The organism is Lawsonibacter sp. OA9 (genome assembly GCF_022440585.1).
The window spans coordinates 1,007,470-1,028,931 of the sequence record NZ_JAKNTI010000022.1; the positions used below are offsets into that span (position 1 = coordinate 1,007,470).

20 protein-coding genes are annotated in these 21,462 nt (G+C 57.9%); 9 read left to right on the plus strand and 11 right to left on the minus strand.

The features are described 5' to 3' along the window. Positions 1 to 33 precede the first annotated feature (33 nt). Together MCG44_RS05905 and MCG44_RS05910 are read right to left on the minus strand one after the other, a co-directional pair. Positions 34 to 426 carry a tautomerase family protein gene (locus tag MCG44_RS05905; RefSeq protein WP_147572106.1) on the minus strand — a complete coding sequence of 131 codons (393 nt, stop codon included), beginning with the start codon at positions 424 to 426 and terminating at the stop codon, positions 34 to 36. A gap of 147 nt (positions 427 to 573) precedes the next feature. Further along, the gene (locus MCG44_RS05910; protein WP_186852059.1) at positions 574 to 1,488 is read right to left on the minus strand and encodes a LysR substrate-binding domain-containing protein; all 915 of its coding nucleotides are present in this window, start codon (positions 1,486 to 1,488) and stop codon (positions 574 to 576) included. A gap of 278 nt (positions 1,489 to 1,766) precedes the next feature. Here MCG44_RS05910 and MCG44_RS05915 point away from each other — a divergent pair, with 278 nt between their 5' ends. The 6 genes from MCG44_RS05915 (at position 1,767) to MCG44_RS05940 (ending at position 8,505) form a co-directional block, all read left to right on the plus strand. Then, entirely contained in the window at positions 1,767 to 2,945 is a 1,179-nt protein-coding gene (locus tag MCG44_RS05915) for a M20 metallopeptidase family protein (protein WP_186852060.1), read from the plus strand. A 52-nt stretch (positions 2,946 to 2,997) separates the two neighbouring features. After that, positions 2,998 to 4,545 carry an ABC transporter substrate-binding protein gene (locus tag MCG44_RS05920; RefSeq protein WP_240287256.1) on the plus strand — a complete coding sequence of 516 codons (1,548 nt, stop codon included), beginning with the start codon at positions 2,998 to 3,000 and terminating at the stop codon, positions 4,543 to 4,545. Positions 4,546 to 4,684: 139 nt separating this feature from the next. Then, positions 4,685 to 5,662, plus strand: coding sequence for an ABC transporter permease (locus MCG44_RS05925; RefSeq protein ID WP_147572110.1), 978 nt, complete (start codon positions 4,685 to 4,687; stop codon positions 5,660 to 5,662). Next, positions 5,659 to 6,552, plus strand: coding sequence for an ABC transporter permease (locus MCG44_RS05930; RefSeq protein WP_147572111.1), 894 nt, complete (start codon positions 5,659 to 5,661; stop codon positions 6,550 to 6,552). The genes MCG44_RS05925 and MCG44_RS05930 overlap by 4 nt, the downstream gene beginning before the upstream one ends. Before the next feature lie 10 nt (positions 6,553 to 6,562). Then, the gene (locus tag MCG44_RS05935) at positions 6,563 to 7,546 is read left to right on the plus strand and encodes an ABC transporter ATP-binding protein (RefSeq protein WP_240287258.1); all 984 of its coding nucleotides are present in this window, start codon (positions 6,563 to 6,565) and stop codon (positions 7,544 to 7,546) included. Beyond that, positions 7,543 to 8,505, plus strand: a complete 963-nt coding sequence (locus tag MCG44_RS05940; protein WP_147572113.1) for an ABC transporter ATP-binding protein — start codon at positions 7,543 to 7,545, stop codon at positions 8,503 to 8,505. The genes MCG44_RS05935 and MCG44_RS05940 overlap by 4 nt, the downstream gene beginning before the upstream one ends. 231 nt (positions 8,506 to 8,736) lie before the next feature. On the opposite strand, the gene MCG44_RS05945 is transcribed toward MCG44_RS05940, so the two are convergent. From MCG44_RS05945 to yaaA, 5 genes are all read right to left on the minus strand, one after another. Continuing rightward, positions 8,737 to 11,400, minus strand: coding sequence for an ABC transporter permease (locus tag MCG44_RS05945; protein WP_240287260.1), 2,664 nt, complete (start codon positions 11,398 to 11,400; stop codon positions 8,737 to 8,739). A gap of 13 nt (positions 11,401 to 11,413) precedes the next feature. Further along, positions 11,414 to 12,082 carry an ABC transporter ATP-binding protein gene (locus tag MCG44_RS05950; RefSeq protein ID WP_147572115.1) on the minus strand — a complete coding sequence of 223 codons (669 nt, stop codon included), beginning with the start codon at positions 12,080 to 12,082 and terminating at the stop codon, positions 11,414 to 11,416. 113 nt (positions 12,083 to 12,195) lie between these two features. Then, the gene (locus MCG44_RS05955; RefSeq protein WP_240287262.1) at positions 12,196 to 13,098 is read right to left on the minus strand and encodes a sensor histidine kinase; all 903 of its coding nucleotides are present in this window, start codon (positions 13,096 to 13,098) and stop codon (positions 12,196 to 12,198) included. Continuing rightward, complete coding sequence (locus MCG44_RS05960; RefSeq protein WP_147572116.1) at positions 13,098 to 13,757, minus strand: response regulator transcription factor; 660 nt, start codon at positions 13,755 to 13,757, stop codon at positions 13,098 to 13,100. The genes MCG44_RS05955 and MCG44_RS05960 overlap by 1 nt, the downstream gene beginning before the upstream one ends. Before the next feature lie 23 nt (positions 13,758 to 13,780). Continuing rightward, entirely contained in the window at positions 13,781 to 14,542 is a 762-nt protein-coding gene (gene yaaA, locus MCG44_RS05965; protein ID WP_240287264.1) for a peroxide stress protein YaaA, read from the minus strand. Positions 14,543 to 14,659: 117 nt separating this feature from the next. Between yaaA and MCG44_RS05970 the strand changes: the two genes are divergently transcribed. Continuing rightward, positions 14,660 to 15,100, plus strand: coding sequence for an HAD family hydrolase (locus MCG44_RS05970; protein WP_240287266.1), 441 nt, complete (start codon positions 14,660 to 14,662; stop codon positions 15,098 to 15,100). Between the two features lie 98 nt (positions 15,101 to 15,198). Here the strand turns inward: MCG44_RS05970 and MCG44_RS05975 are convergent, their stop codons facing one another. The 4 genes from MCG44_RS05975 to glpK are packed head-to-tail and all read right to left on the minus strand — an operon-like array spanning position 15,199 to position 18,814. Next, positions 15,199 to 16,389, minus strand: coding sequence for an iron-containing alcohol dehydrogenase (locus MCG44_RS05975; protein ID WP_240287268.1), 1,191 nt, complete (start codon positions 16,387 to 16,389; stop codon positions 15,199 to 15,201). 11 nt (positions 16,390 to 16,400) lie between these two features. Continuing rightward, positions 16,401 to 16,691 carry a hypothetical protein gene (locus MCG44_RS05980; RefSeq protein WP_186852068.1) on the minus strand — a complete coding sequence of 97 codons (291 nt, stop codon included), beginning with the start codon at positions 16,689 to 16,691 and terminating at the stop codon, positions 16,401 to 16,403. Between the two features lie 34 nt (positions 16,692 to 16,725). After that, a complete protein-coding gene (locus MCG44_RS05985) occupies positions 16,726 to 17,319 on the minus strand; it encodes a GNAT family N-acetyltransferase (RefSeq protein WP_240287269.1) in 594 nt (197 codons plus the stop codon). A gap of 1 nt (position 17,320) precedes the next feature. After that, positions 17,321 to 18,814: a glycerol kinase GlpK gene (gene glpK / locus MCG44_RS05990; protein ID WP_147572122.1), complete on the minus strand. Its 1,494-nt coding sequence runs from the start codon at positions 18,812 to 18,814 to the stop codon at positions 17,321 to 17,323. 176 nt (positions 18,815 to 18,990) lie between these two features. Between glpK and MCG44_RS05995 the strand changes: the two genes are divergently transcribed. Then, on the plus strand, positions 18,991 to 19,995 hold the full coding sequence (locus MCG44_RS05995; RefSeq protein ID WP_240287271.1) for a carbohydrate-binding protein: 1,005 nt from the start codon (positions 18,991 to 18,993) through the stop codon (positions 19,993 to 19,995). Then, complete coding sequence (locus tag MCG44_RS06000; RefSeq protein ID WP_240287273.1) at positions 19,996 to 21,378, plus strand: ParB/RepB/Spo0J family partition protein; 1,383 nt, start codon at positions 19,996 to 19,998, stop codon at positions 21,376 to 21,378. Positions 21,379 to 21,462 lie beyond the last annotated feature (84 nt).

Sequence of the window (21,462 nt, forward strand, 5' to 3'; positions counted from 1 at the left end):
CGATGAAAGGATCAGGACCGGGCGAGGGGCGTATTATTGTTGGCTGCGATAGGGATTGATGGGGGGCTTTGGGTCCATGGTCTTCAGTACACCACGGGCGCACACATTGGAATTGGGATGCTCCTTGAAGATAACAAAGGTATCCCCCTTCTGCTCGCCAAAGACGTCGCCGCAAACCTGGTCGAAGAGCTGTCCCACCTTGTTTTTCTGTTCGTCGGGCTTGCCTTCGGTGGTGTATACGATGAGGACACGTTTCTTAGCGGCGTCGGGGCACATATTTTCCGGCTCATACTCCTGGACCCAGAGGGAGATCGCCATGGGAATCAGGTCAAAAGCTTCACACAGGGCGTTCTTGGTTTCGCTGATAAAACGGGCCTTTTTCTCCGGACCAAAGCCGGCGGGAATCATTGCTGTCACAATAGCCATATTTCAGGACTCCTTTCAAACCTTTTTCTAAAAAATAGCACAAGAACGCTCCAGTGTAAAATGCTAAAAATGTGTGACATCAGAACAAAAACGTATCGGCAGCCCCTTATTGGGGGCTGCCGATGCCATAAAAACACGATGACCAACTTATGTGCCTGAAATAGAGGCCTTCTTTCTTGGAGGCAGGGCGGGAAGCAGGTCATAAAAGGCTTTAGCCGCCGGGTTAGTGTTATACTGGAGCATGGTGATATAAAACATAGCCTGGAGAGAGCTGCCAGTGAGAGGAAACACTCGGAAATTGGAGTCGAGCAGCTTCTTCTGCCCGGCGGTGATCAACGCCACTTTGCGGCTGACCTGAACCGTGAGTTTTTTGGCCTCGTAGGTGTTGACCACAAGGGTGCTGTTGGGGCGGAATCCCAGGAGAGAGCAGCTTTCAATAAAGTTTTTGGGAGATTTTGGACCGCCGGACTCCTGATGAATGACAAAATCCATCCCATTGAGATCCTGGGGATCCAGCTTGTCCTTGCTAGCCAGGGGATGGCGCTTGCTCATCATCACATAGATATCAGACCGCTTGATTTCCTTATAGATGGTGCCCTCTACAGTGCCGGGGCAACAGGACAGGGAGAAGATGACGTCGAGAAAGCCATGGGCTAGATGGTCCACAAGAAGGCTGTAGTTATACTCCAGGCAAATGAGCTCCACTTTTGGGTAACGCTGAACAAACTGCTCCATGGAGGAGACGACAAGCTCACGCTCGGCGGAGGGACCGAAGCCGATGCGCAGCACCCCTTCATATCCATTGGCGATTAGACGGGCTTGCGCGGCGGCCCGCTCTAGCCCCTCGGTCAGGAGGACAGCCTCTTGGTAGAAGGATTCGCCGGCTGCGGTCAGGGATACGTTTCGGTTGTCACGGTAAAACAGTTGGAAGCCCAGTTCACGTTCTAGGGAGGAGATATAGCGGCTCATGGCTGTCTGAGCAATATGGCACTCATTGGCGGCCTTGGTAAAATTTAAATGCTTGACCGCCGCGATAAAATAGATAAGTTTTTGTGTGTCCACAGCCAAAACGCTCCTTCCTGTTCGTTGGGTCGCATAGATCAGAAATGTTTTAGAATATTTGAATATTATACTGTAAAACCGGGGAGATTGCAATATTCTCTTGATCTTGGCTCAGTAGCTTGGTGGTGCTATGATAGACAAGGAAGGGGAGAAAGGGATACTTTCTATGCAATTAGCGGCTGATGCCATACATTTTCGATATTTTACAAGAAATCAGGATTATGGTACTTTTGAATAAAAATAGACTGCCTAAAGAAGTATCAGTGGGGTGAATTGCCATGCAGCGGTACCTAAAGCGCGCAAAGGAGTTAGAGTCGGAGATCGTAGAGAACCGCCGGAAGATCCATCAGTTTGGTGGAATTGGGTTCGATATTCAGGAGACTTCGGATTTCGTATTTGAAAAGTTACAGAGCTATGGCCTGCATCCTCAGCGGATGTGCGGCACTGGTATCGTGTGTACCATCGGCTCAGGAGGGAAGACCATCCTGCTGCGGGCGGACATGGATGCCCTGCCAATCCAGGAGGACACTGGCTTACCCTTCGCCTGTCAAAACGGCACGGCCCACGCCTGCGGACATGACATGCATACGGCTATGCTCCTGGCCGCGGCTAAAATGCTGTCTGAGACCCAGGACGAGCTGAAGGGCACCGTCAAGCTAATGTTTCAGCCAGCGGAGGAGGCCTTAAAAGGAGCCACCGCCATGATGGAGGCTGGTGTGCTGGAGAACCCTAAGGTGGACGCTGCCTTTGCCATTCATGTGACTACGGGGCACGAGAATTTCCCCACTGGTAGTATCCAATATGTCCGTGGGGTTGCCTTTGGGGCTTGCGATATGTTCCGTATCACAGTGAAAGGGAAGGAGTGTCACGGGGCCTATCCCTGCCGGGGCATTGATCCTATTAACATCGGAAGCCGTATTGTCACTGCAACTCAGGAGCTGGTATCTATGGAACTGCCCGCTACGGAGGAGGCTGTCATCACCTTCGGAAAATTCCACTCCGGCGAGGCATCCAATATTATCCCCTCAGAGGCGGTGCTGGACGGCACCATCCGCACCTTGTCCAAGGAGGCGAGGACCCTGCTCAAGACCCGCTTCAAAGAGATCGTGGAGCAGACTGCTGCCACCTTCCGGGGACAGGCCATCGTGGAATATCCTCTGGAAACCGGTTTTTGTATCACTGACCCCGACCTCTTCGACCAGTTGAAGCCCACGCTCTGTGCTCTGGCCGGGGAGGAGATGGTCCAGCAGATTGCTCCGGTCAACGGCAGTGAGGATTTTGGGCCTATCAGTGAGATCATCCCTACAGTGTATGTCTGGATGGGGGCCGGAACCCCCAGTGAAGGCTATCCAGAGAAGGTGCACAGCCCACGTACCAAGTTCTCTGAATCAGTCCTGCCCCTGGGCGCGGCTATCCATGCGACAGTGGCGGTAAATTGGCTGGCCCAAAACGCCTAAAACAGCGCATTACTTTATATCAAAGAAGTGAATTGAAAGGGAGGAACTCAATATGAAGAAAAGAAGACTGTTCAGCCTTCTGCTGGCGGCCGCCATGTCTCTGGCCCTGGTGAGCTGTGGAAACGGCGGTGACACCAGCGGGAACGGAACTGCCGACGGCGGGAACGCCAGCCAGGTGGACGCGGATGGCGACGGGTACAAGGACACCGTGAAGCTAGCCATTTCTACGGATCCCAACCTGGACCCGTGGCTGACCGGTATGGCCTATGACTTGAATGTAGGCCGCCAAATCTATGATCCCCTCTTCCGGGAAGGAGAGAACGGTGAAGTAGAGCCCTGGCTGGCCGAAGGCTATGAGATGGTGGATGATACCCATATCAAACTGACCCTGCGCAAGGGCGTCAAGTTCCACGACGGCAACGAGCTGACCACAAAGGACGTCAAGTTCTTCCTGGACAACATTGAAAGCAACGCGTCCGCGGCTTCTCGCTTTGTGTGTTATGACACAGCGAATACTGAGATTATCGACGACTACAACATGGTTGTGGCTCTGAAGTACCCTTATGCTGAGGGCGTCTACCTGATGACCCGTATGTATATCCCCTCCTCTGCCGCCTTCGAGAGTATGGGCGCGGACAAGTTTGCCACTGCTCCTGTGGGTACGGGCCCCTATAAGATGACCCGCTGGGACACCGCAAGTGAGATTGAACTGGACCGTTTTGACGAATACTGGAACGGCCCCGCCGCTACCCCGAAGCTGCTGTTCCGTGTCATCCCTGAGGCGTCCAGCCGCATGATCGAGCTGGAGACCGGTGGCGTGGACTTTGCTTACTCCATCTCTACCTCTGATTATGACCGCGTGAAGGAGACTGAGGGCCTGACTCTGGTAGAGGGTGACTCCTCTCTGTTTACCTCCTTAACCTTCAGTATGCAGGAGCCTCTGTTTGAGAACAAGGACGTGCGCTACGCCTTGTGCTATGCCATTGATAAGCAGTTCCTGATCGACACCTGCTATGGCGGCTATTATACCATCATGGACACTATCTATCCCAAGATGCTCTTTGGTGCCGAGGAAGTGGGTACTGTTCCCTTTGATCCTGACAAGGCGAAGGAGCTGATGGTGCAGGCCGGCTATCCCGACGGCTTTGATATCACCCTCCATGTGGTGGGCGAGGCTGAGAAGCGGGTCTGTGAGGCGATTCAGAGCATGTGGCTGCAGTATCTGAACGTCCGGGCTGAGATCATCCAGATGGACTACGTCAACTTCGAGGCTGCCGGCAATAAGTACCAGGCCGCGGTCCGCACTGGCGCCGCCACCAACCTGACCAGCGCCCTGGTCATCTACAAGACCTCCTTCGGCCGCACCCTGCAGGTGAATGACCAGTATCTGAACGATCTGGTCGAGGCGTCTGACCAGCAGACCGACCCCGCCAAGCGGCTGGAGATGGTCCAGGAGATCCAGGAGTATGTTTATGACCAGCGATATCAGATGGCCATTGCCAACGCACCCATGGTGTATGCTATGAACGACAAGGCAGAGGGCTTTGAATTCGATATCTTTGGCGCTCCCTTCCTGGCCACCTTCCGCGTGGGCGTCTGATAAGCTCGTTGCGGACAGAGCGAAATGTGAGAAATGCCGCTCTGGGACGGCGGTCTACCTGAAAGGGAGACCGCTGACCGGAGCGGCTTTTCTGATTCGCAGCCAAGCGGAATGAACGTATGTAGGGGGGTATAGACCTTTGATCAAATATATTGGAAAGCGTCTGCTGATGATGATTCCAGTGCTGCTGGGCGTGGTGCTGGTGGTATTCAGCATGATGTACTTTTCTCCCGGCCGGGCCGCCGACTATATGTTGGGCGACATGGCCACAGAGGAGGACAAGCTGGCCTTTGAGGAGCAGAATGGCCTGAACCGGCCTTTCCTGGTCCAGTATGTGGACTATGTATGGGATGTGCTCCATGGAGACCTGGGAACTTCATACAGCAACAAGCGCCCGGTGCTGGACGAGATCCTGGCCCGCTTCCCCAACACTCTGATGCTCTGCTTTGTCAGTATGGTCATCGCTACGGTGGTGGGGGTCACTTTGGGCATTATATCAGCGACAAAACAGTATACCCTGTGGGACAACCTAGCCCGAGTCGGGTCTATCGTGGGCATATCCATGCCGAGCTTCTGGGAGGGCATGATGCTCATCTTGCTGTTCTCGGTGGGGCTGGGGTGGCTGCCTCCTTCCGGCTTTACTTCCTGGAAATGCTGGATTTTACCCGCTGTTACCATTTCTACGGTGCCCTGCGCGACTATCATGCGGATGACACGCTCCAGTATGCTGGAGGCGATTCGCCAGGACTATGTCCGGACGGCAAGGGCTAAGGGGCAGAGCGAGCGGGTGGTCATCTGGAAGCACGCCCTGAGAAACGCCCTCATTCCCGTGATGACGGTCATTGGACTGAACTTTGGCCGTCTGCTGGGCGGTATTGCTATCTGCGAGGCCGTCTTCGCCGTCCCTGGCGTGGGCAAGCTGATCGTGGATGCCATTCCCATCAAGAACACGCCGCTGGTCCAGGGTGGTATTCTGTTTATCGCCTTTGCCATGTCTATCATTAATCTGATTACCGATGTGCTCTACGCATATGTGGATCCCCGGATCCGCTCGCAGTATGTCCGGCGCAAGGCGCCCAAGAAAATGGCCGCCGTGGAAGGAGGGGAGAGTAAATGAGCAATGCCGCTACCGCTGTGCCTGAGACACGGCTGAGAGGCAGGGCAAAGAACAGCCAGACGCGGGAGATTATCAGCCGATTCATGAAAAATAAAGTGGCTGTAGCTGGATTTTTCATTATTCTGCTCCTCGTTTTTTGCGCCCTTTTCCCCTCACTTATTGCACCCTATTCCTATGAAACCATGAGTACGGGTCCGAGCTTTGCCAACCCCAGTGCGGAGCACCTGTTTGGTACCGACGAGTTCGGCCGTGATATCTTTAGCCGCGTCATCTACGGGACCCGTACCTCCCTGGCCATCGGGCTGCTGTCCGTTCTTATTGCCTGTGTCCTGGGTACCATTTTGGGCTGTATCTCAGGCTATTATGGAAACCTGACCGATAATCTGATTATGCGGGCCGTGGATATTCTGCTGGCTATCCCCAACCTGATGTTGGCCATCTCCATCGTGGCCGCCCTGGGCCGCAGCCAGACCAACCTGATCCTGGCTCTTGGAATTGGTGCCACCGGCGGTTTTGCCCGCGTGGTCCGTGGACAGATCCTTACCGTCAAGGAACAGGAGTACATCGAGGTGGCACGCGCCATCGGAGCTAGTGACTTTCGCATTATTTTTTGCCATATCCTGCCCAACTGTCTGGCGCCTATCATTGTGCAGATTAGCATCAGTGTGGGTTCCTCTATTTTAGGTGCTGCCGGTATGAGCTTTATCGGACTGGGTATCGCGCCTCCCAACCCCGAGTGGGGTGCAATGCTGTCCGCAGGCCGCAGCTTCTTCCGAGACCACTGGTTTGTGGAAACATTCCCAGGCTTGGCCATTATGCTAGCTGTGTTTGCCTTTAACCTGTTCGGAGATGGCCTACGGGACGCTTTAGACCCCAGACTGAAGACTTGAGGTGAGCATGATGAGTGAAAAACTGTTAGATATTAAAGATCTGGCCGTTCATTATGCCTCCGGTAAGGATACGGTCAAGGCCGTCAACGGTATTAGCTTCGGTCTGGAAAAGGGAGAGTCTTTGGGACTGGTGGGTGAAACCGGGGCCGGTAAGACCACCACCGCCCTGGCCATCATGGGTCTGGTGCCCAATCCTCCAGGAAAGGTGGTCAACGGTGAGATCCTTTTTGAAGGGGAAGACCTGCTCCAAACCAGCCAGGCTGATATGCGTAAGATCCGGGGCGCCAAGATATCCATGATCTTTCAGGACCCCATGACCGCTTTGAACCCGGTCCTTACTGTGGGTGAGCAGATCTGCGAGGTCATCCACCTTCATCAGAATATCCCCCGGACAGAGGCAACTCAGAGGGCGGTCCAGATGATGGAGTTGGTTGGTATCGAAGGGAGCCGCTACAACGACTATCCTCACCAATTTTCCGGCGGTATGAAACAACGTATTGTGATTGCTATCGCCCTTGCCTGTAACCCGGAGCTGCTGGTGGCCGACGAGCCCACCACTGCCTTGGATGTAACCATCCAGGCCCAGGTGCTGGACCTGATTGAGAAGCTGAAGGCCGACTTTAACACCTCGCTGCTTCTGATTACCCACGATCTTGGCATTGTGGCCGAGGTATGCGACAAGGCTGCGATCATGTACGCCGGACGCATCGTGGAGTATGGCAATCTGGAGCATATTTACAACAATACTAAACATCCCTACACCGTAGGTCTCTTCGGATCTATCCCAAACTTTGATGAGAATGTCCGTCGGCTCAAGCCTATTCCGGGACTGATGCCGGACCCCACCCGGCTGCCTGAAGGCTGTGCCTTCGCACCCCGCTGCCCCCATGCCACTGATCGGTGCCGCCAGGCTCCTATTCCAGTGGTGGAGGTGGAGCCTGGACACCTGGTGGAGTGCGTCCTATTTGAACAGCAGGGGGTGGCTGGAGCATGAGTGCGCTGCTGGAAGTCAAAAATCTGAAAAAATATTTCCGTACCGCCAGGGGCACCCTTCATGCGGTGGACGATGTTTCTTTTTCCGTCGAGGAGGGCAAGACCCTAGGTGTGGTAGGCGAATCGGGGTGTGGTAAGTCTACCCTGGGCCGCACCATTCTCCGTCTACATGACGCCACAGAGGGTCAGGTGCTCTATCAGGGACGGGATATTACCCAGGTGAACCGCCGAGAACTGAAGCAGCTCAGGCAGGATATGCAGATGATATTCCAGGACCCCTTCTCCTCTCTGGATCCCCGTATGTCCGTCAGCCAGCTGATTGCGGAGCCGCTGATCATCTATAAAAAGTGCTCCTCCAGAGCTGCGCTGATTCAAAAGGTGGAGGAGCTGATGGACACCGTGGGACTGGCCCGCCGCCTGGTCAACACATATCCCCATGAATTGGACGGAGGCCGCCGCCAGCGTATCGGTGTCGCCAGAGCCCTGTCCCTGGACCCTAAGTTCATCGTCTGTGATGAGCCGGTTTCCGCCCTGGACGTGTCCATTCAAGCCCAGATCCTGAATCTGATGCAGGACCTGCAGGAGGAACGGAACCTGACCTATCTCTTTATCACTCACAATATGTCAGTGGTGAAGCATATCTCCGACCGCATCCTGGTCATGTATCTGGGTACTGTAGTAGAGCTTGCTGACGCACAGGAGATGTTCCGGAACCGTCTCCATCCCTATACCAAGGCCCTGCTGGCAGCGGTACCCATTCCGGCCCTGCGGGAGAAGCAGCCTCGCAAGCTGCTGAAGGGGGAAATTTCTTCTCCCATCGACCCTAAACCTGGCTGCCGCTTTGCCAGCCGATGCCCCTATGCCACAGAGCTGTGCCGGACCCAGTCCCCTGGGCTGGAAGAGGTCCTGCCCGGACACTATGTGTCCTGCCACCGAGTTAGGGAGATCAATCAGCTTTGAATGGGAATAGGACCGGCACGACTTGGTTTTCCATGAAAGCAAAGGCCCCGCACAAAGAAGTGCGGGGCCTTTGCTGTAGAATTTTTGATACAGGTAGCTTGGCAAGAAGAATAGACGCCCCTTCCAAAAAAATACAGCCCTAAATGTCTGCTGCGCATCTGGGGCTGTATTTATATTTGCTGGCTTACTCCAATCTCCAGCTCCTGCGGTCGGGGAAGGAAATCATATTCCCTATTCGGAATCCCGCAGACGCTCCACGATGGTATGCTTGGCTACTGAGCGGTATACCGCCAGAGGGACAAGAGAGCCCAACAGGGCGAATACAGGGGCCGTGGCCAGGATGGGGGCTAAGGTGAAGCGGTAGGTGAAGAACCAGAACATGCTCTGCAAGGCGGAGAAGGCAATCGGGCCCAATACCAGGGCCAGCACCAAGGCCAGGAGCACCGAACCAAGGGCGTACAGCAGCCCCTCCCATACCAGCATCCGCTTGAGCTGTCCACCTGTCATGCCGATGGACTGGAGGACGGCCAACTCCCGCTTTCGGGTGATGATGCCGGTGAGGATCGCATTGAAAAAGTTCAGCACCCCCACCAGTCCAACGATGCCGCTGAGGGCCCCGCCTAGCAGTAGGAACATGGAGCGCATCCCCTCGAACTCCGCGGCATAGGTAGACTTGCTCTCATAGTCGAACTGAGGATTCACATTCTCCGTGTAGTCCGCCAGGAAGGACTCCATAGCGGGGTTGGCCTCATCCGTAGTGTCGAAGGCATAGTACATGACGCTGTCTGTGCCCGTGTCCTGGATAAAGGTCTGGTCGTTCATAATAAACTCGTCCGCCCCGTAATAGCGGTAGCTCAGGGCCATGGGCACCGTCACCAAGGCGGCCACCTCGTACTCGATATCTCGGTACTTTACGGCCCGATCCACCCAGTTGGCGCCCTCGGGCACATTCTCCCAGGGGCCATATATCTCGCCAGTGTCAGGGTTATAATACTCGTACTCTTCCACATAGCGCAGGGTGACTGTGTCCCCCAGCCGGGCCCAGTGGGAGTCCATCTCGGGCTGACCATAGTCGTCGTCACTATACACAGCGGCCACATACCGCCCGCCAGGCTCGTTGAGCTTGGACAGGTCCCCCGCCAGCACTGTCAGGTGGTCCAGAGGGAACTGCTCCATGCCGTAGAGCTGCACCCGGTCGGCCAGCAGGCCCTCCTCGTTCCGGTCCATGAAGTGGACCTTGCTGTCCAGTTGTTCTGGGGTGTTCCATTTGCTCCAGACGGAGCGGTAATACTCCTCGGTGACGAATTCCAGAGCGGAAGAGGTCTTGCCGTAGACCAGGCCGCCGTCAGTGATGCCGCCCTGGGCGTCGATGGCGGAAATGACGTCCTCGGTAACATCCATCTCGCTGTTGTAAGCGTCACCGCCAGTCTGGAACTGGCCCGCGTCGGCCACGATAAAGTCGCTGGCGGTGAAGTTGGATACATATTTGTCCATGTCAAAGCCGTTGGTAAAGGTGACCGTCACAGTGAGCAGCACCACGGCCAGGGATAGGGAGAGGACGGTGACCGCGGTCTTGACCCGGTTCCGGCCCAGGTTGGCCTGGGCCATAGAGAGCAAGGAGACGCCTTTGGCGTTCCTCTTTCCTCCATGCCGCACCGCTCCGCCCTCGGCGTATCGTACCGCCTCGATGGGGGACACCCGTGCGGCCATCCGCCCAGGCTTGCGGCAGGAGATCAGAACCGTGACCAGAGCGAACAGGGCGGAGGCCACAAAGATAGCCGGGTTTACTGATACCACGTTGGACACTGCGTTTAGTTGGCGGATGATCACCGGGGTGAGCTGTCCACCCACCAGCCAGCCCAGCAGCAATCCCAGAGGGATGCCCACCAGAGACAGGGCCAGGGCCTGGTGCCGGATGATCCGGCGGAGCTGCCGAGGGGTGGTGCCGATGGTCTTGAGCAGGCCGTAGAAGCGGATATCGTTGGCCACTGAGATCTGGAACACATTGTAAATAATGAGATAGCCGGTGAAGATAATGAGGAGCAGGATCGCGCCGATGGCCAGCAGGAGGGTGGGGTCCATGCTGCCGGAAAGCTGGGCGCCGGTGTAGCCCCAGTTGACACCAGTGTGGATATAGCCCGGCTGGGTAGAGCTCTGACCCTGATAGCCGTGGGTGGTCAGGATCTCCTCTAGGTCGCCGGCGATGTTCCGGGCCCCATTTTTCAGCATCACGTCCAGATTCCAGGAGCCGGTCATGCCGTCTGTGGTCTGGCCCGGCACCACGCCGGTCTCTGCCAGGACGGCGTCCACCCGGCTCTCCGGGATGAGAATGTGGTTGGCCACGATGGCCTCGTCGTGCTCCCACCAGCCGCACAGGGTAAAGGTCTGGGTGGTCGTGCGGCCGTCCACATCAAAGGTGACAGTAAATTGTTCCCCCAGTTTAGGTTCTACTCCCAGCAGCTCCAACACATGGGTATCAGTGGCGGCCTCATTCGTGCCCTCCTGGGGCAGACGGCCCTCCACTGGGTCGCAGAACTGCCAGTGGGCCTCGTTTGCATCGGACCAGCCAATCTCCACATGTGACTTGTTGAAGGGCATCTCGCTGGGCATACCCAGAAAGCGCCGCAGGCCCCACTGACCGATGAGAGGGTCGTCCTTCAACTGGTCAAACTGTTCCTCCGTCAGGTACTTGAAGCCGCCATGGGAGAAGCCGCCCACCTGGCGAAAGTTGTTCTGCTGGATGCCGTCGTTAATGGACATGGCAATGGTGAACAGGGAGGTGAATAGCACCGTGGTCAAAGCGATGGCCAGCACCGCCACAATGTTGCGGGTGCGGTTGGCCCGAAGACTCCTGTGAGAGAGGGTCCGGATACATTTGCCATTGGATACCTTCATAGAGCCCACCTCCTCACCGTGCCACGATCCTGCCGTCCTCAATGCGAACGATGCGGTCGGCTAGTTGGGCGATCTCCTCGTTGTGAGTGATCATAACGATGGTCTGGGCAAATTTTTGACCGGTGACCTTCATCAGGGAAAGCACATCCTGACTGGTCCTGGTGTCCAGATTACCCGTAGGCTCGTCTGCCAGGACAATGGCCGGTTTGGTCGCCAGGGCCCGGGCGATGGCCACCCGCTGCTGCTGGCCTCCGGAGAGCTGGCCAGGGAGATTTTGGAGCTTGCTCTCCAGGCCCAGAGCGGAGATGACCTGCCCCACATACGACTCGTCAACCCGGCCCCCGTCCAACTGGATGGGCAGGACGATATTTTCGTACACGCTGAGTACCGGCACCAAATTGAAGGACTGAAAGACGAAGCCGATTTTCCGCCGCCGGAAGATGGTCAGGGCTTCGTCCTTCAGGTCAAAAATTTTCTGCCCGTCTACGGTGACAGAACCGGAGGTGGGCCGGTCCAGACCGCCCAGCATATGGAGCAGGGTGGATTTCCCGCTTCCTGAGGTGCCCACGATAGCTACAAATTCCCCGTCCTCCACGTTCAGGTCCACTCCGTCCAAGGCTTTTACCAGAGTGTCGCCAGAGCCGTAGTATTTTCTTAAATCCTTGGTCTGTAAAATTGTCATTGTGATATCTCCTTTATGGAAAAGTGGGGGCGTATACCTACGCTCCCCACTATACCAAGACAATCTTTCCACAATCTTTCTCAAATCTTTCACTGTTGTAAGATTTGAAGATTTTATTCCTTGGGCAGATACAGGGAAAACCGACTCCCCTGGCCGGGGCTGGAATTGAGGCGGATATATCCGCCCTCACGAGTTACCACCTCTCTAGCCAGATAGAGGCCGATCCCGAGGCCCTCCTGGTCCCGGACGGCCTCGCCCCGGTAGAAGCGGCCAAAGATGGCCCCCTGTTCTCTCTCCGGGATGCCGGGGCCATTGTCCTCTACCTGAATGGCGCAGAACAGCTCGAACTCCCGGACGGAGAGGGCGACCTTGCCCCCCTGCGGGGTGTATTTCAGGGCGTTGTCTACGAGGTTGTAAAGGGCTTCCGCAGTCCACTTCTCATCAAACCTGGCCTGGGCAAAGGTGGGCTCCGCCGTGAGGGAGAGCCCCCTTTCCCTGGCCTTATGCTGCCCCTGGATCAGAACCGCGTCCAGCAGCCGCTGGACGCCATGGACCTGTGGGTCCATGGCAAAGATGCCCGTTTCCAGACGGGACGCCTTCACTAAGGTCTGAATGAGGAAGGACAGCTTTTCCCCCTGCTGGGCCAGTACGGCGGCCTGCTCCGCCTGCTCCGGAGGCAGGTCCCCCTCGGCCAGCAGGGAGGCGTAGAGCAGGATATTGGCAATGGGAGTCCTGGTCTGGTGGGAGATGTCGGAGATCAGCGTCTGGACGACCTCCCGCTCCCGCTCCAAATTTCGGGTGGAGGAGGCGGAGCCATTGAGAAACCGGGCCAGCTTGGCCTCCAGAGAGGAGGGAACGGATTCGTCAAAGGCGTTTTCTCGAAAGCTTCCGTCCACAGCGGCGGACAGCATTTCATCCAGCCGCCGGAGGGTCCGGCGGCCGCTGTACCACTGGTACAGGCCGAAGCCCAGGCCCAGAAGGGCCAGTGCTAAACAGACATAGCCGCCCGCTCCCATCACTGGATCTCCCAGGTGTAGCCAAGGCCATATACCGTCTTAATGGGGGCGTCCCCCAGTTTGGCCCGCAGGCGGCGCACCGCCACCGACAGAGCGTTTTCGTCCACAAACTCGCCCCCATCCCATACTCGATCCAGGAGCTGCTCCCGGGTCAAGGTCTGGCCCCGGTGTTCCACCAGCAGACGGAGCAGCCGCTGTTCCGTCTTGGACAGCTCGATCGCCTCTCCGTTCCGGGAAAAGGCCATGCCCGCAAAGTCAAAGGAGAAGGGGGGCAGCTCCACCACTTCGCCTCTGGGGACGGCCCCCCGGCGGAGCAGATTGTTTACCCTGGCCCGGAGGACAGCGAGGGAAAAGGGCTTTGTCACATAGTCGTCCGCCCCCAGCTCCAACCCGGTCACCTGGTCGCTCTCCAGGTCGTTGGCAGTGAGGATGAGAACGGGTACCTGACTCACAGAGCGTATCTCAGTCAGCAGTTCCAGGCCGTTCCCGTCGGGCAGATTGAGATCCAGAATGACCAGGGAGATGGGTAGCTGGGCGAACAGCCGGCGGCCCTCGGCCAGAGTCCGGGCCAGATGGGGCTCCCGGTCCCCGGCAGCCAGGGCCAGGGTGATCCCCCGGCCAAGTGCCTGGTCGTCCTCAATGAGCAAAAGATGTTCCATAGGTCCTCCGTGTTCCAGAAAGCTCAGTCCTCTTTGACCCTGGCCTTCTTGATAAATACATAGTGAGTGGGGGTGGACCGCTCCTGGGAGAAGGAGTACCCCAGACGGTCAAAGGCTTGCATGGCCTCCGGGCTCTCTGACAGGTGTTCGGTGAGATAGCGGACCATTTCACCACGAGCCATTTTGCACTGGGTGCCCTTTTCCAGTACCCGGCCCTCCCTCAGTTCCCCGAAGGTACAGGAGATGACGGTCATTCCCTGTGGCAGATGGTCGGTCACCGCTCGGCTGTATTCCCGTGAGGCCAGATCGACCAGAAAGTCGTCCTCCTCCGCCAGCGCCTGGGCTAAGGAGGGACCCCAAAACTGGTACAGAGACTGACAGCCCGACCCGGCCAGTCTGGCCTGCATCTCCAGCCGGTAGGGGGTGACTCCGTCGAAGGGGCGCAGCACCCCATAAAAGCCGGACAGGATGCGCAGATGCCGGTCTAAATAGTCGAACTGCTCCCAGGAGAACAGGTGGGGGGCCATATAGCGGTACTGGATGCCCTCATAGGCCAGGACTGCTGGAGTGAGTCCTTCCTCCAGCTCCATATGCTGGAGCCGCTCATAATTGAGTGAGGCGATGGCGTCATTACAGCGCCACAGGGCCTTTAGCTGGTCGTAGGACATGGTTTTCAGCCAGTCACAGAGCAGCCGGGTCCGATCCAAGAACCGGGGGAGGCCCCGGATCTCCATGGTATCCGTGTCCACGTTCATTTTCTTTGCCGGGGAGATGATCAGCTTCATAATATCCCTCCTTGGGACAGTATAAAACAGTTTCAGTAAAAAGGAAATGGGAATTGTAATTTTAGGGGGAAGAGGTTAAAATAGGACCGGACAAATAAAACTGAGGAGGGATCGGCCATGCGTCTGCAAGGCGCTGTTTTTGATGTTCCAGACACTCTGCTGGACCGAGAGGGGAGACCGCTGACCGGGCTAATGCCCTTTTTGTCCCTGCTTCGGATGGAGGGGGTGCTGCTCTATCTGGTTTCTGAGGAGGAGCGGCGCACGCTCCAGCCTAAGCTGGAAGCCGCGGGACTGGCCGCCTACTTCCGGGGTGTATTGTATACTGGGGAACAGGGGAGAGGGATAGAGGACCCGGAGCTCTATGAGAAATGTGTGCGGCGCCTGGGGACCGCCCGCCCAGCTACTCTGGTATTTACCGCTCGGGAGAAGGTCCTCCGCTGTGTGAGGGAGGCTGGCTTCCAGGTCGTACTGGTAGGCAAGGAGCATCCGGAGGAACTCCGGGCCCTGGCGGACGAAGTGGTAGACAGCTATGAGGATATGACCAAGAAAATGTGTTGAAGAAGCGGGACGCCTGGCGATAGCCAGGCGTCCCGCCTTGTTGTGAAGCGAAGGAGAATGGGGCAGCGGCACAAGGAGATGGCCGGCCCAGCTTCCGCTCAGTGATTCGCCATTCGATAGATGGCCAGGATGTCGTCGTGGTCCAGCACCCGGAAGGTGCCGATGGTCCGGGTCCCGAAGAAGGTACAGCGGCGGGTCAGCTCCTCCAGCTCCTTCTCAGACTGGAGGCCGCAGCCCAACTCAGAGAAGCAGGTGGGCATATCCAAAGAGTGAAAGAAATCCACAGTCGCGTCGATGGCGGATAAAGCCAGCTCTCGCTCTGTGCGGCCGGTGGGGTCCAATCCCCAGACCTTGACACCGAACCGGGCGAAGCGGGACACATCGGCATCCAGACAGTAGCGGGCCCAGCTGCCCCAAACGGCAGACAGGGTGGCACCGTGGGCAGAATCGAACCGGGCACTAAGCTCATGGCCCAGTTGATGGGGGGCAAAGTCCTTCTTCCCGCCCAGACCAGTCAGGCCGTTGTGGGACAGGGAACCGGCCCACATCAGTTCACTCATGGCCTGGTAGTCGCCGGGATGGTCCATGGCTCGCCGGCCGCTGGAAATGACCACTCGAAGCAGCCCCTCCGCCAGCTCGTCGGTGAGTTGGTTGGTGGTGATGGGATTGAAATAGCGGTCCATGGTGTGCGACATGATGTCCACCACGCCACAGGCCACCTGATAGCGGGGCAGGGTGGCGGTGAGATCGGGGTTTAGGATGGCAAACCGGGGACGGTGCAGATCGGAACCAAGCCCTCGCTTTTCCAGGGTGTCATCCTTGGTCAGAACGGCGGAGTCGCTGCTCTCGCTGCCGGCCGCGGGAATGGTCAATACCACCCCCACAGGCAGGGACCGCTCCAGAGGGACCTTTTTCATCCACAGGTCATCCCACAGGTCCAGCTCCGGATTGGCGACTCCATCGGCGATGGCCTTAGCCGTGTCGATGACGCTGCCACCTCCAATGGCCAGCAGAAAGTTGGCCTGAAAAGCCTCCGCCCGCTGGATGCCGGATAATACCAGACTGAGTCTGGGATTTGGCTTTACACCACCCAGCGTGTCGCAGGACAGCCCGCTCTGCTCCAGAGAGGCCAGGACCCGACTCAGCAGCCCGCTTTTGACAGCGCTCTGGCCGCCATAGACCACCAGCACCCGGGAGCCCCCTCGGCGGGCGATCTGCTCTCCAACCTGCTCCTCAGTACCACGCCCGAAAATAATCTGTGTAGGGGAATAAAATTGAAAGGCTTCCATTGTCTCTCTCCTTATTCTTCGTTTACTATCGCGGCCTGCTCCTCCAGCCACTGGACGGTCTGCTCCAGCCCCTCCCCGCTAAGGGGGAAAGAGGCGGTGGAACAGATATGGCTCAACGCTTTGGTCAGCGGACCCCTCCAGAACTCTATGTCCAGGGTGGTATGAGAGGGTGCGTCAGGGGTATCTGGGGCAGCTTCGTGGGTCACGGGCTGAATAAAAAAGCGGGCCTGTCCTTTACTGCCATACCAGGTATTGCCATTCTCCCAGAATAGCAGGGTAGGGATTTCAATAGGGGGTAACATAGGTATCACTCCTGCCTGTGGTATCCGCCCCTTCTTACAGGGCGGATTCAATGAAATGATGGTCGTGGGCTTCCCAATATTTTTTGTACTGCCGGTCTGTCTGCCCATCCAAGTTCAACTGATACATTCGAAAGACAACCGGCATATTCTTAGGCTGCCACAACTCCTCATAGGTGTATTGATATTTCATGCCGAGATTTTGCATCACGCCGCCGCTCCGGGGATTGTTCCGGTCGTGGGTGGCGGTGATATAGGGAATGCCATCCGCTCTCAACCGCTGTATAACGGCCTTGCAGGCTTCGGTAATGATGCCCTGATGCCAAAACTCATTACGAAGGCCGTACCCTAGGTCGTGGCTGTCGTCCATAGCCACGTTGACGTATCCCACAGGTATGTCGTCGGAGCGGAAACAAACGGCATACCGGTAGCCCCGCTCCTGTCCATAGGAGGCCGCATACCGCTCCAGGAAAAAAGATCTGGCCTCCTCCATGGTATGCAGCGGGTACCAGGGCAAAAACCGGTTTGCTTCTTCATCACGGAAAATAGAGAAAAGGGCATCCAGGTCGTTTTGTGTAAATTTCCTCAGGATTAGGCGCTCTGTCTCCAGCCGTGGCGTATTTAAGCCCATGTCAATCGTGTTCCTCCCAGTCCAAGCTGCGTCCTACGGCCTTGTGCCAGCCGCGCAGCAGCCGCTGCCTGGTATCTGCCTCCATATGCGGGTCGTACCGCTGATCCAGGGTGCGCAGGGCACGGATTTGGTCTAGATCCCGCCATACCCCCACAGCCAGGCCGGCCAGATAGGCCGCGCCAAGAGCGGTGGTCTCCCGGATGGCCGGCCGGCAGACGGATTTGTTCAGAATATCAGCCTGGAACTGCATTAGAAAACGGTCCCTGCTGGCCCCGCCATCAGCATTCAGCTCCCGAAGGGCAATCCCAGTGTCCTTTTCCATGGCATCCACCAAGTCCGCCACCTGATAGGCGATAGACTCCTGTGCCGCCCGGATGATATGGTCACGGGTGGTGCCCCGGGTCAGTCCCACCAGGGCACCCCGTGCGTACATATCCCAGTGGGGAGCACCTAGGCCGGTGAAGGCCGGGACGAGATAGACCCCGCCGGTATCCGGAACCTTGGAGGCGTAATACTCCGCGTCTCGGGCCTCCGAGATGAAGCGCAGCTCGTCCCGGATCCACTGGATGACGGCGCCGCCTACGAATACGGAGCCCTCCAGAGCGTACTGGACCTTTCCGCCCAAGCCGATGGCGATGGTAGACAACAGCCCGTTCCGGCTTCGGCACAACTGGTCACCGGTGTTCATCAGAAGAAAACAGCCGGTGCCGTAGGTGTTTTTCGCCTGACCGGAGGAGAAGCAGGTCTGACCGAAGAGGGCGGCCTGTTGGTCGCCGGCGATGCCAGAGATGGGTACCTCCACCCCCTGGAGATTGACAGTGCCGTACACTTCACTGGAGTCTCGGACCTGGGGCAGCATGGAGATGGGGATGTCCAGGGTGCGGCAGATACGGGTGTCCCAGCAGAGGTTTTGGATGTCATAGAGCATGGTACGGCTTGCGTTGGTCCGGTCGGTGACATGGACCTTTCCACCCGTCAGCTTCCACACCAGCCAACTGTCCACCGTACCGAAGAGCAGATCGCCCGCCTGGGCCCGTTCCCAGGCTCCCTCTACATGCTCCAGTATCCATTTGACCTTGGTGGCGGAGAAGTAGGCGTCAATGAGCAGTCCCGTGCGGTCCTGAATATACTGGGTGAGTTCCTTGTCCTTTTTCAGCTTCTCACACAGAGGGGCGGTGCGGCGGCACTGCCACACGATGGCGTTGTAAACCGGCCGCCCGGTATGTCTATCCCACACGATGGCCGTTTCCCGCTGGTTTGTGATGCCGATAGCAGCCACCTCATCAGGAGAAACGCCGGCCTGGGCCAGCACTTCGGTGAGGACGGAGTATTGACTGGACCAGATCTCCATGGGGTCATGCTCCACCCAGCCGGGCTGGGGGTATATCTGTGAAAATTCCCGCTGCGCCACCCCCGCGATATTCTGATCCTGATCGAAGAGAATGCAGCGGCTGCTGGTGGTGCCCTGGTCCAGGGCGATGACATATCGTTTCATGGGCGTCCCTCCCCTTGAATATGCTCTTATTATGACAGAAAAACAGAGGGCTGTAAAGACCGGAGCGGGAGAGGACGGCCTGCCCATTTGACAGGCCGCGCACAGGCGCGTTGATTCAGCATAGGATGGAATGTGGCATCGCCACACCCATTTTTTACCGTGCAAAGGAGCGTCTTATGAGAAGATACTGTGCTTCTGAGTGGGAGCAGAATCGCCGGGACGGCGTGGTCGCCTATCTGAACGGCGGCACCAGCTCCAGCTGCGGCTGTGGCTGCGGTCAGTCCGGCTCTACTTCCTGCTGCCCCACTCCTTGTCCTCCCCCTTGCCCGCCTCCCTGTCCCTGTCCTCCTCCCTTCCCGTCCATGGTAGGCCCCACCGGGCCGACCGGACCCCAGGGCTATCCTGGTCCCGTTGGTCCCACTGGCCCCACCGGACCTCAGGGAATCCCCGGCCCAGCCGGCGTTACTGGCCCCGCTGGTCCTGCTGGCCCTGCTGGCGCGACTGGCGCTACGGGTGCAACTGGTGCCACCGGAGCTACCGGCGCCCAGGGCCCCGCCGGCCCGACCGGCCCGACCGGTCCCACTGGTCCTGCTGGCCCTGCCGGCGCAACCGGTGCCACTGGTGCTACTGGCGCTCAGGGTCCCGCCGGCCCCATCGGTCCCACCGGCCCCGCTGGCGAGGGGCTGGAAACTGTGACCACATTCGCGCTAGGCACACCCTATGCCCAGGGGGACTTTGTGACCTATAACGGCAGCCTGTACCGGGCCCGGATCGCCAATCCCAGCGGTACTCCCGGCACATCCGCTGACTTTGAGTTGGTGTCTGTCCAAGGCCCTACCGGCCCCACGGGTCCTGTAGGGGCGACTGGAGCCACCGGGGCCACTGGCGCTGCCGGAGCGGCCGGCGCTACTGGCCCAACTGGCCCTGCCGGCCCTGCGGGTGCCGCTGGTCCTGCGGGCCCGACCGGCCCGACTGGTCCAACTGGCGCTGCTGGTGCTGCTGGCGCTACCGGAGCTACCGGAGCGGAAGGCCCCACGGGGACGATTTTAATAGGAAAGTGCGTAAAGTCAAACAAAATCCTAAAAAACTACAATAAAATCTATCACATTACATGGAGCGCCACCCTATGGAGACTATGGGCGGCGTTTTCATATATAACAACAGAAGAAGGAGGTATGTAAGTGGAGAAAAATGAAGCCCCTATGACCAAAGGACAATCCCCGCTTCCCGATGCTGAAATACAGGAGCAAATCAAGCTGGATATTCCTGTTGCCAATGTGACGGACACGCCGATACCTGAGCGTCAAACCGGAAATGTAATTGACATCTCCGGCGATTTGATTGATAAAATCATGGCCCAGCAGACAGTGTGTGAGGCCGATATTTCTGCTGAGGCCCCGGCCCCGGAGGGCGGCCAAGAGTGGGAGAAGCCCCAGGAGGAGGAGAAAAAGCCCCGCCGGGGCCGTCCGCCCAGGGAAAAGGCGGCCCCGGCCCAGGAGGACAAGCCCAAGCGTAAGGGCCGCCCGCCCAAGGCGGAGAAGCAGGCCCCCGGTGGCGGCGGCGCTGGAAAGTCGGCCAAGGCCCCCAAGCAGGACAAGGCCCCCAGGCAGGGCAGGCCCGCCCCGGCCAAAGAGGACCCGGCCCCGCCCCCTCCCGCGCCGGAGCAGCCGCCCCAGCCCAGAGACGCCTCCCGTGGTGAAAAGGAGGAGATCGTCTATCTGGACCTGGACCAGCTTCACCCGTTCCAGAACCACCCGTTCGGCGTCCGGGACGATGTGGAGATGCAGGGCCTTGTTGCGTCCGTCCAGTCTGGCGGCGTCCACCAGCCCGCCCTGGTGCGGCCCCGTGAGGGCGGCGGCTATGAGATCATAGCGGGCCACCGGCGGCAGCGGGCAAGTGAGCTGGCGGGGTTCAAAAATATGCCCTGTATCGTCCGCAACCTGACGGATGATGAAGCCATCCTCGCTATGACGGATGACAACCTGCGCCACCGTGAAACGATTTTGCCCAGCGAAAAGGCGGCGGCCTTGCAGCAGCAGTATGAGGCCATCAAACACCAGGGAACGCGGGGCGAGGACGAGGACATTGGCAAGCTGTCCCTGGACAAAGTGGGCGAGCGCAACGGCATGAGCGGCAAGACGGTCCAGCGGTATATTTATCTGAATGACCTTGTGCCGGAGCTGAAAGAGCTCATGGACGGCGGCAAGCTGTCGTTCACCCCCGCCGTGGAGATTTCCCGTATCAAGCCCAAGCACCAGAAGTATATCGCCGTGTCCATCGAGGGGCAGCAGTCGTCCCCCTCCAAGGCCCAGGCCAAGAAGCTGCGGGAGATGGACGAAAAAAATCAGCTCAACCCGGACGTGATCGACGCGGTGTTGAGCCAGGAGAAGAAAAAGGAGGATTTTGACGTGATTATCAGTTCTGCGGAGTTGAGCCAGTTTTTCGGCAAGGACAAGACGCCCCGTGAAATGAAAGATCAGATCATGGCCTTGCTGGGGGAGTGGAAAGAGAAGCAGCCCCCGGAGCTGGGCAAGGGCACGAAGAAACAGGAAATGGAGAAGTAAGCGGACCTCTGGACACGGTGTCCAGAGGTTTTCCGTTTCCCCGTCCCCGTAAAGGGCTCTGCCGGATTATCCCCCGTCGCCGCG

Excerpts from the sequence above, each read along its gene's own strand:
- MCG44_RS05905 (WP_147572106.1), bottom strand. The coding sequence starts at position 426 with ATGGCTATTGTGACAGCAATGATTCCCGCCGGCTTTGGTCCGGAGAAA.
- yaaA (WP_240287264.1), bottom strand. The coding sequence starts at position 14,542 with ATGAAGCTGATCATCTCCCCGGCAAAGAAAATGAACGTGGACACGGAT.
- MCG44_RS05935 (WP_240287258.1), top strand. The coding sequence starts at position 6,563 with ATGAGTGAAAAACTGTTAGATATTAAAGATCTGGCCGTTCATTATGCC.
- MCG44_RS05915 (WP_186852060.1), top strand. The coding sequence starts at position 1,767 with ATGCAGCGGTACCTAAAGCGCGCAAAGGAGTTAGAGTCGGAGATCGTA.
- MCG44_RS05980 (WP_186852068.1), bottom strand. The coding sequence starts at position 16,691 with ATGTTACCCCCTATTGAAATCCCTACCCTGCTATTCTGGGAGAATGGC.
- MCG44_RS05960 (WP_147572116.1), bottom strand. The coding sequence starts at position 13,757 with ATGGAACATCTTTTGCTCATTGAGGACGACCAGGCACTTGGCCGGGGG.
- MCG44_RS05940 (WP_147572113.1), top strand. The coding sequence starts at position 7,543 with ATGAGTGCGCTGCTGGAAGTCAAAAATCTGAAAAAATATTTCCGTACC.
- MCG44_RS05950 (WP_147572115.1), bottom strand. The coding sequence starts at position 12,082 with ATGACAATTTTACAGACCAAGGATTTAAGAAAATACTACGGCTCTGGC.
- MCG44_RS05955 (WP_240287262.1), bottom strand. The coding sequence starts at position 13,098 with ATGGGAGCGGGCGGCTATGTCTGTTTAGCACTGGCCCTTCTGGGCCTG.
- MCG44_RS05985 (WP_240287269.1), bottom strand. The coding sequence starts at position 17,319 with ATGGGCTTAAATACGCCACGGCTGGAGACAGAGCGCCTAATCCTGAGG.
- MCG44_RS05920 (WP_240287256.1), top strand. The coding sequence starts at position 2,998 with ATGAAGAAAAGAAGACTGTTCAGCCTTCTGCTGGCGGCCGCCATGTCT.
- MCG44_RS05995 (WP_240287271.1), top strand. The coding sequence starts at position 18,991 with ATGAGAAGATACTGTGCTTCTGAGTGGGAGCAGAATCGCCGGGACGGC.
- MCG44_RS05930 (WP_147572111.1), top strand. The coding sequence starts at position 5,659 with ATGAGCAATGCCGCTACCGCTGTGCCTGAGACACGGCTGAGAGGCAGG.
- MCG44_RS05975 (WP_240287268.1), bottom strand. The coding sequence starts at position 16,389 with ATGGAAGCCTTTCAATTTTATTCCCCTACACAGATTATTTTCGGGCGT.
- MCG44_RS05945 (WP_240287260.1), bottom strand. The coding sequence starts at position 11,400 with ATGAAGGTATCCAATGGCAAATGTATCCGGACCCTCTCTCACAGGAGT.
- glpK (WP_147572122.1), bottom strand. The coding sequence starts at position 18,814 with ATGAAACGATATGTCATCGCCCTGGACCAGGGCACCACCAGCAGCCGC.
- MCG44_RS05970 (WP_240287266.1), top strand. The coding sequence starts at position 14,660 with ATGCGTCTGCAAGGCGCTGTTTTTGATGTTCCAGACACTCTGCTGGAC.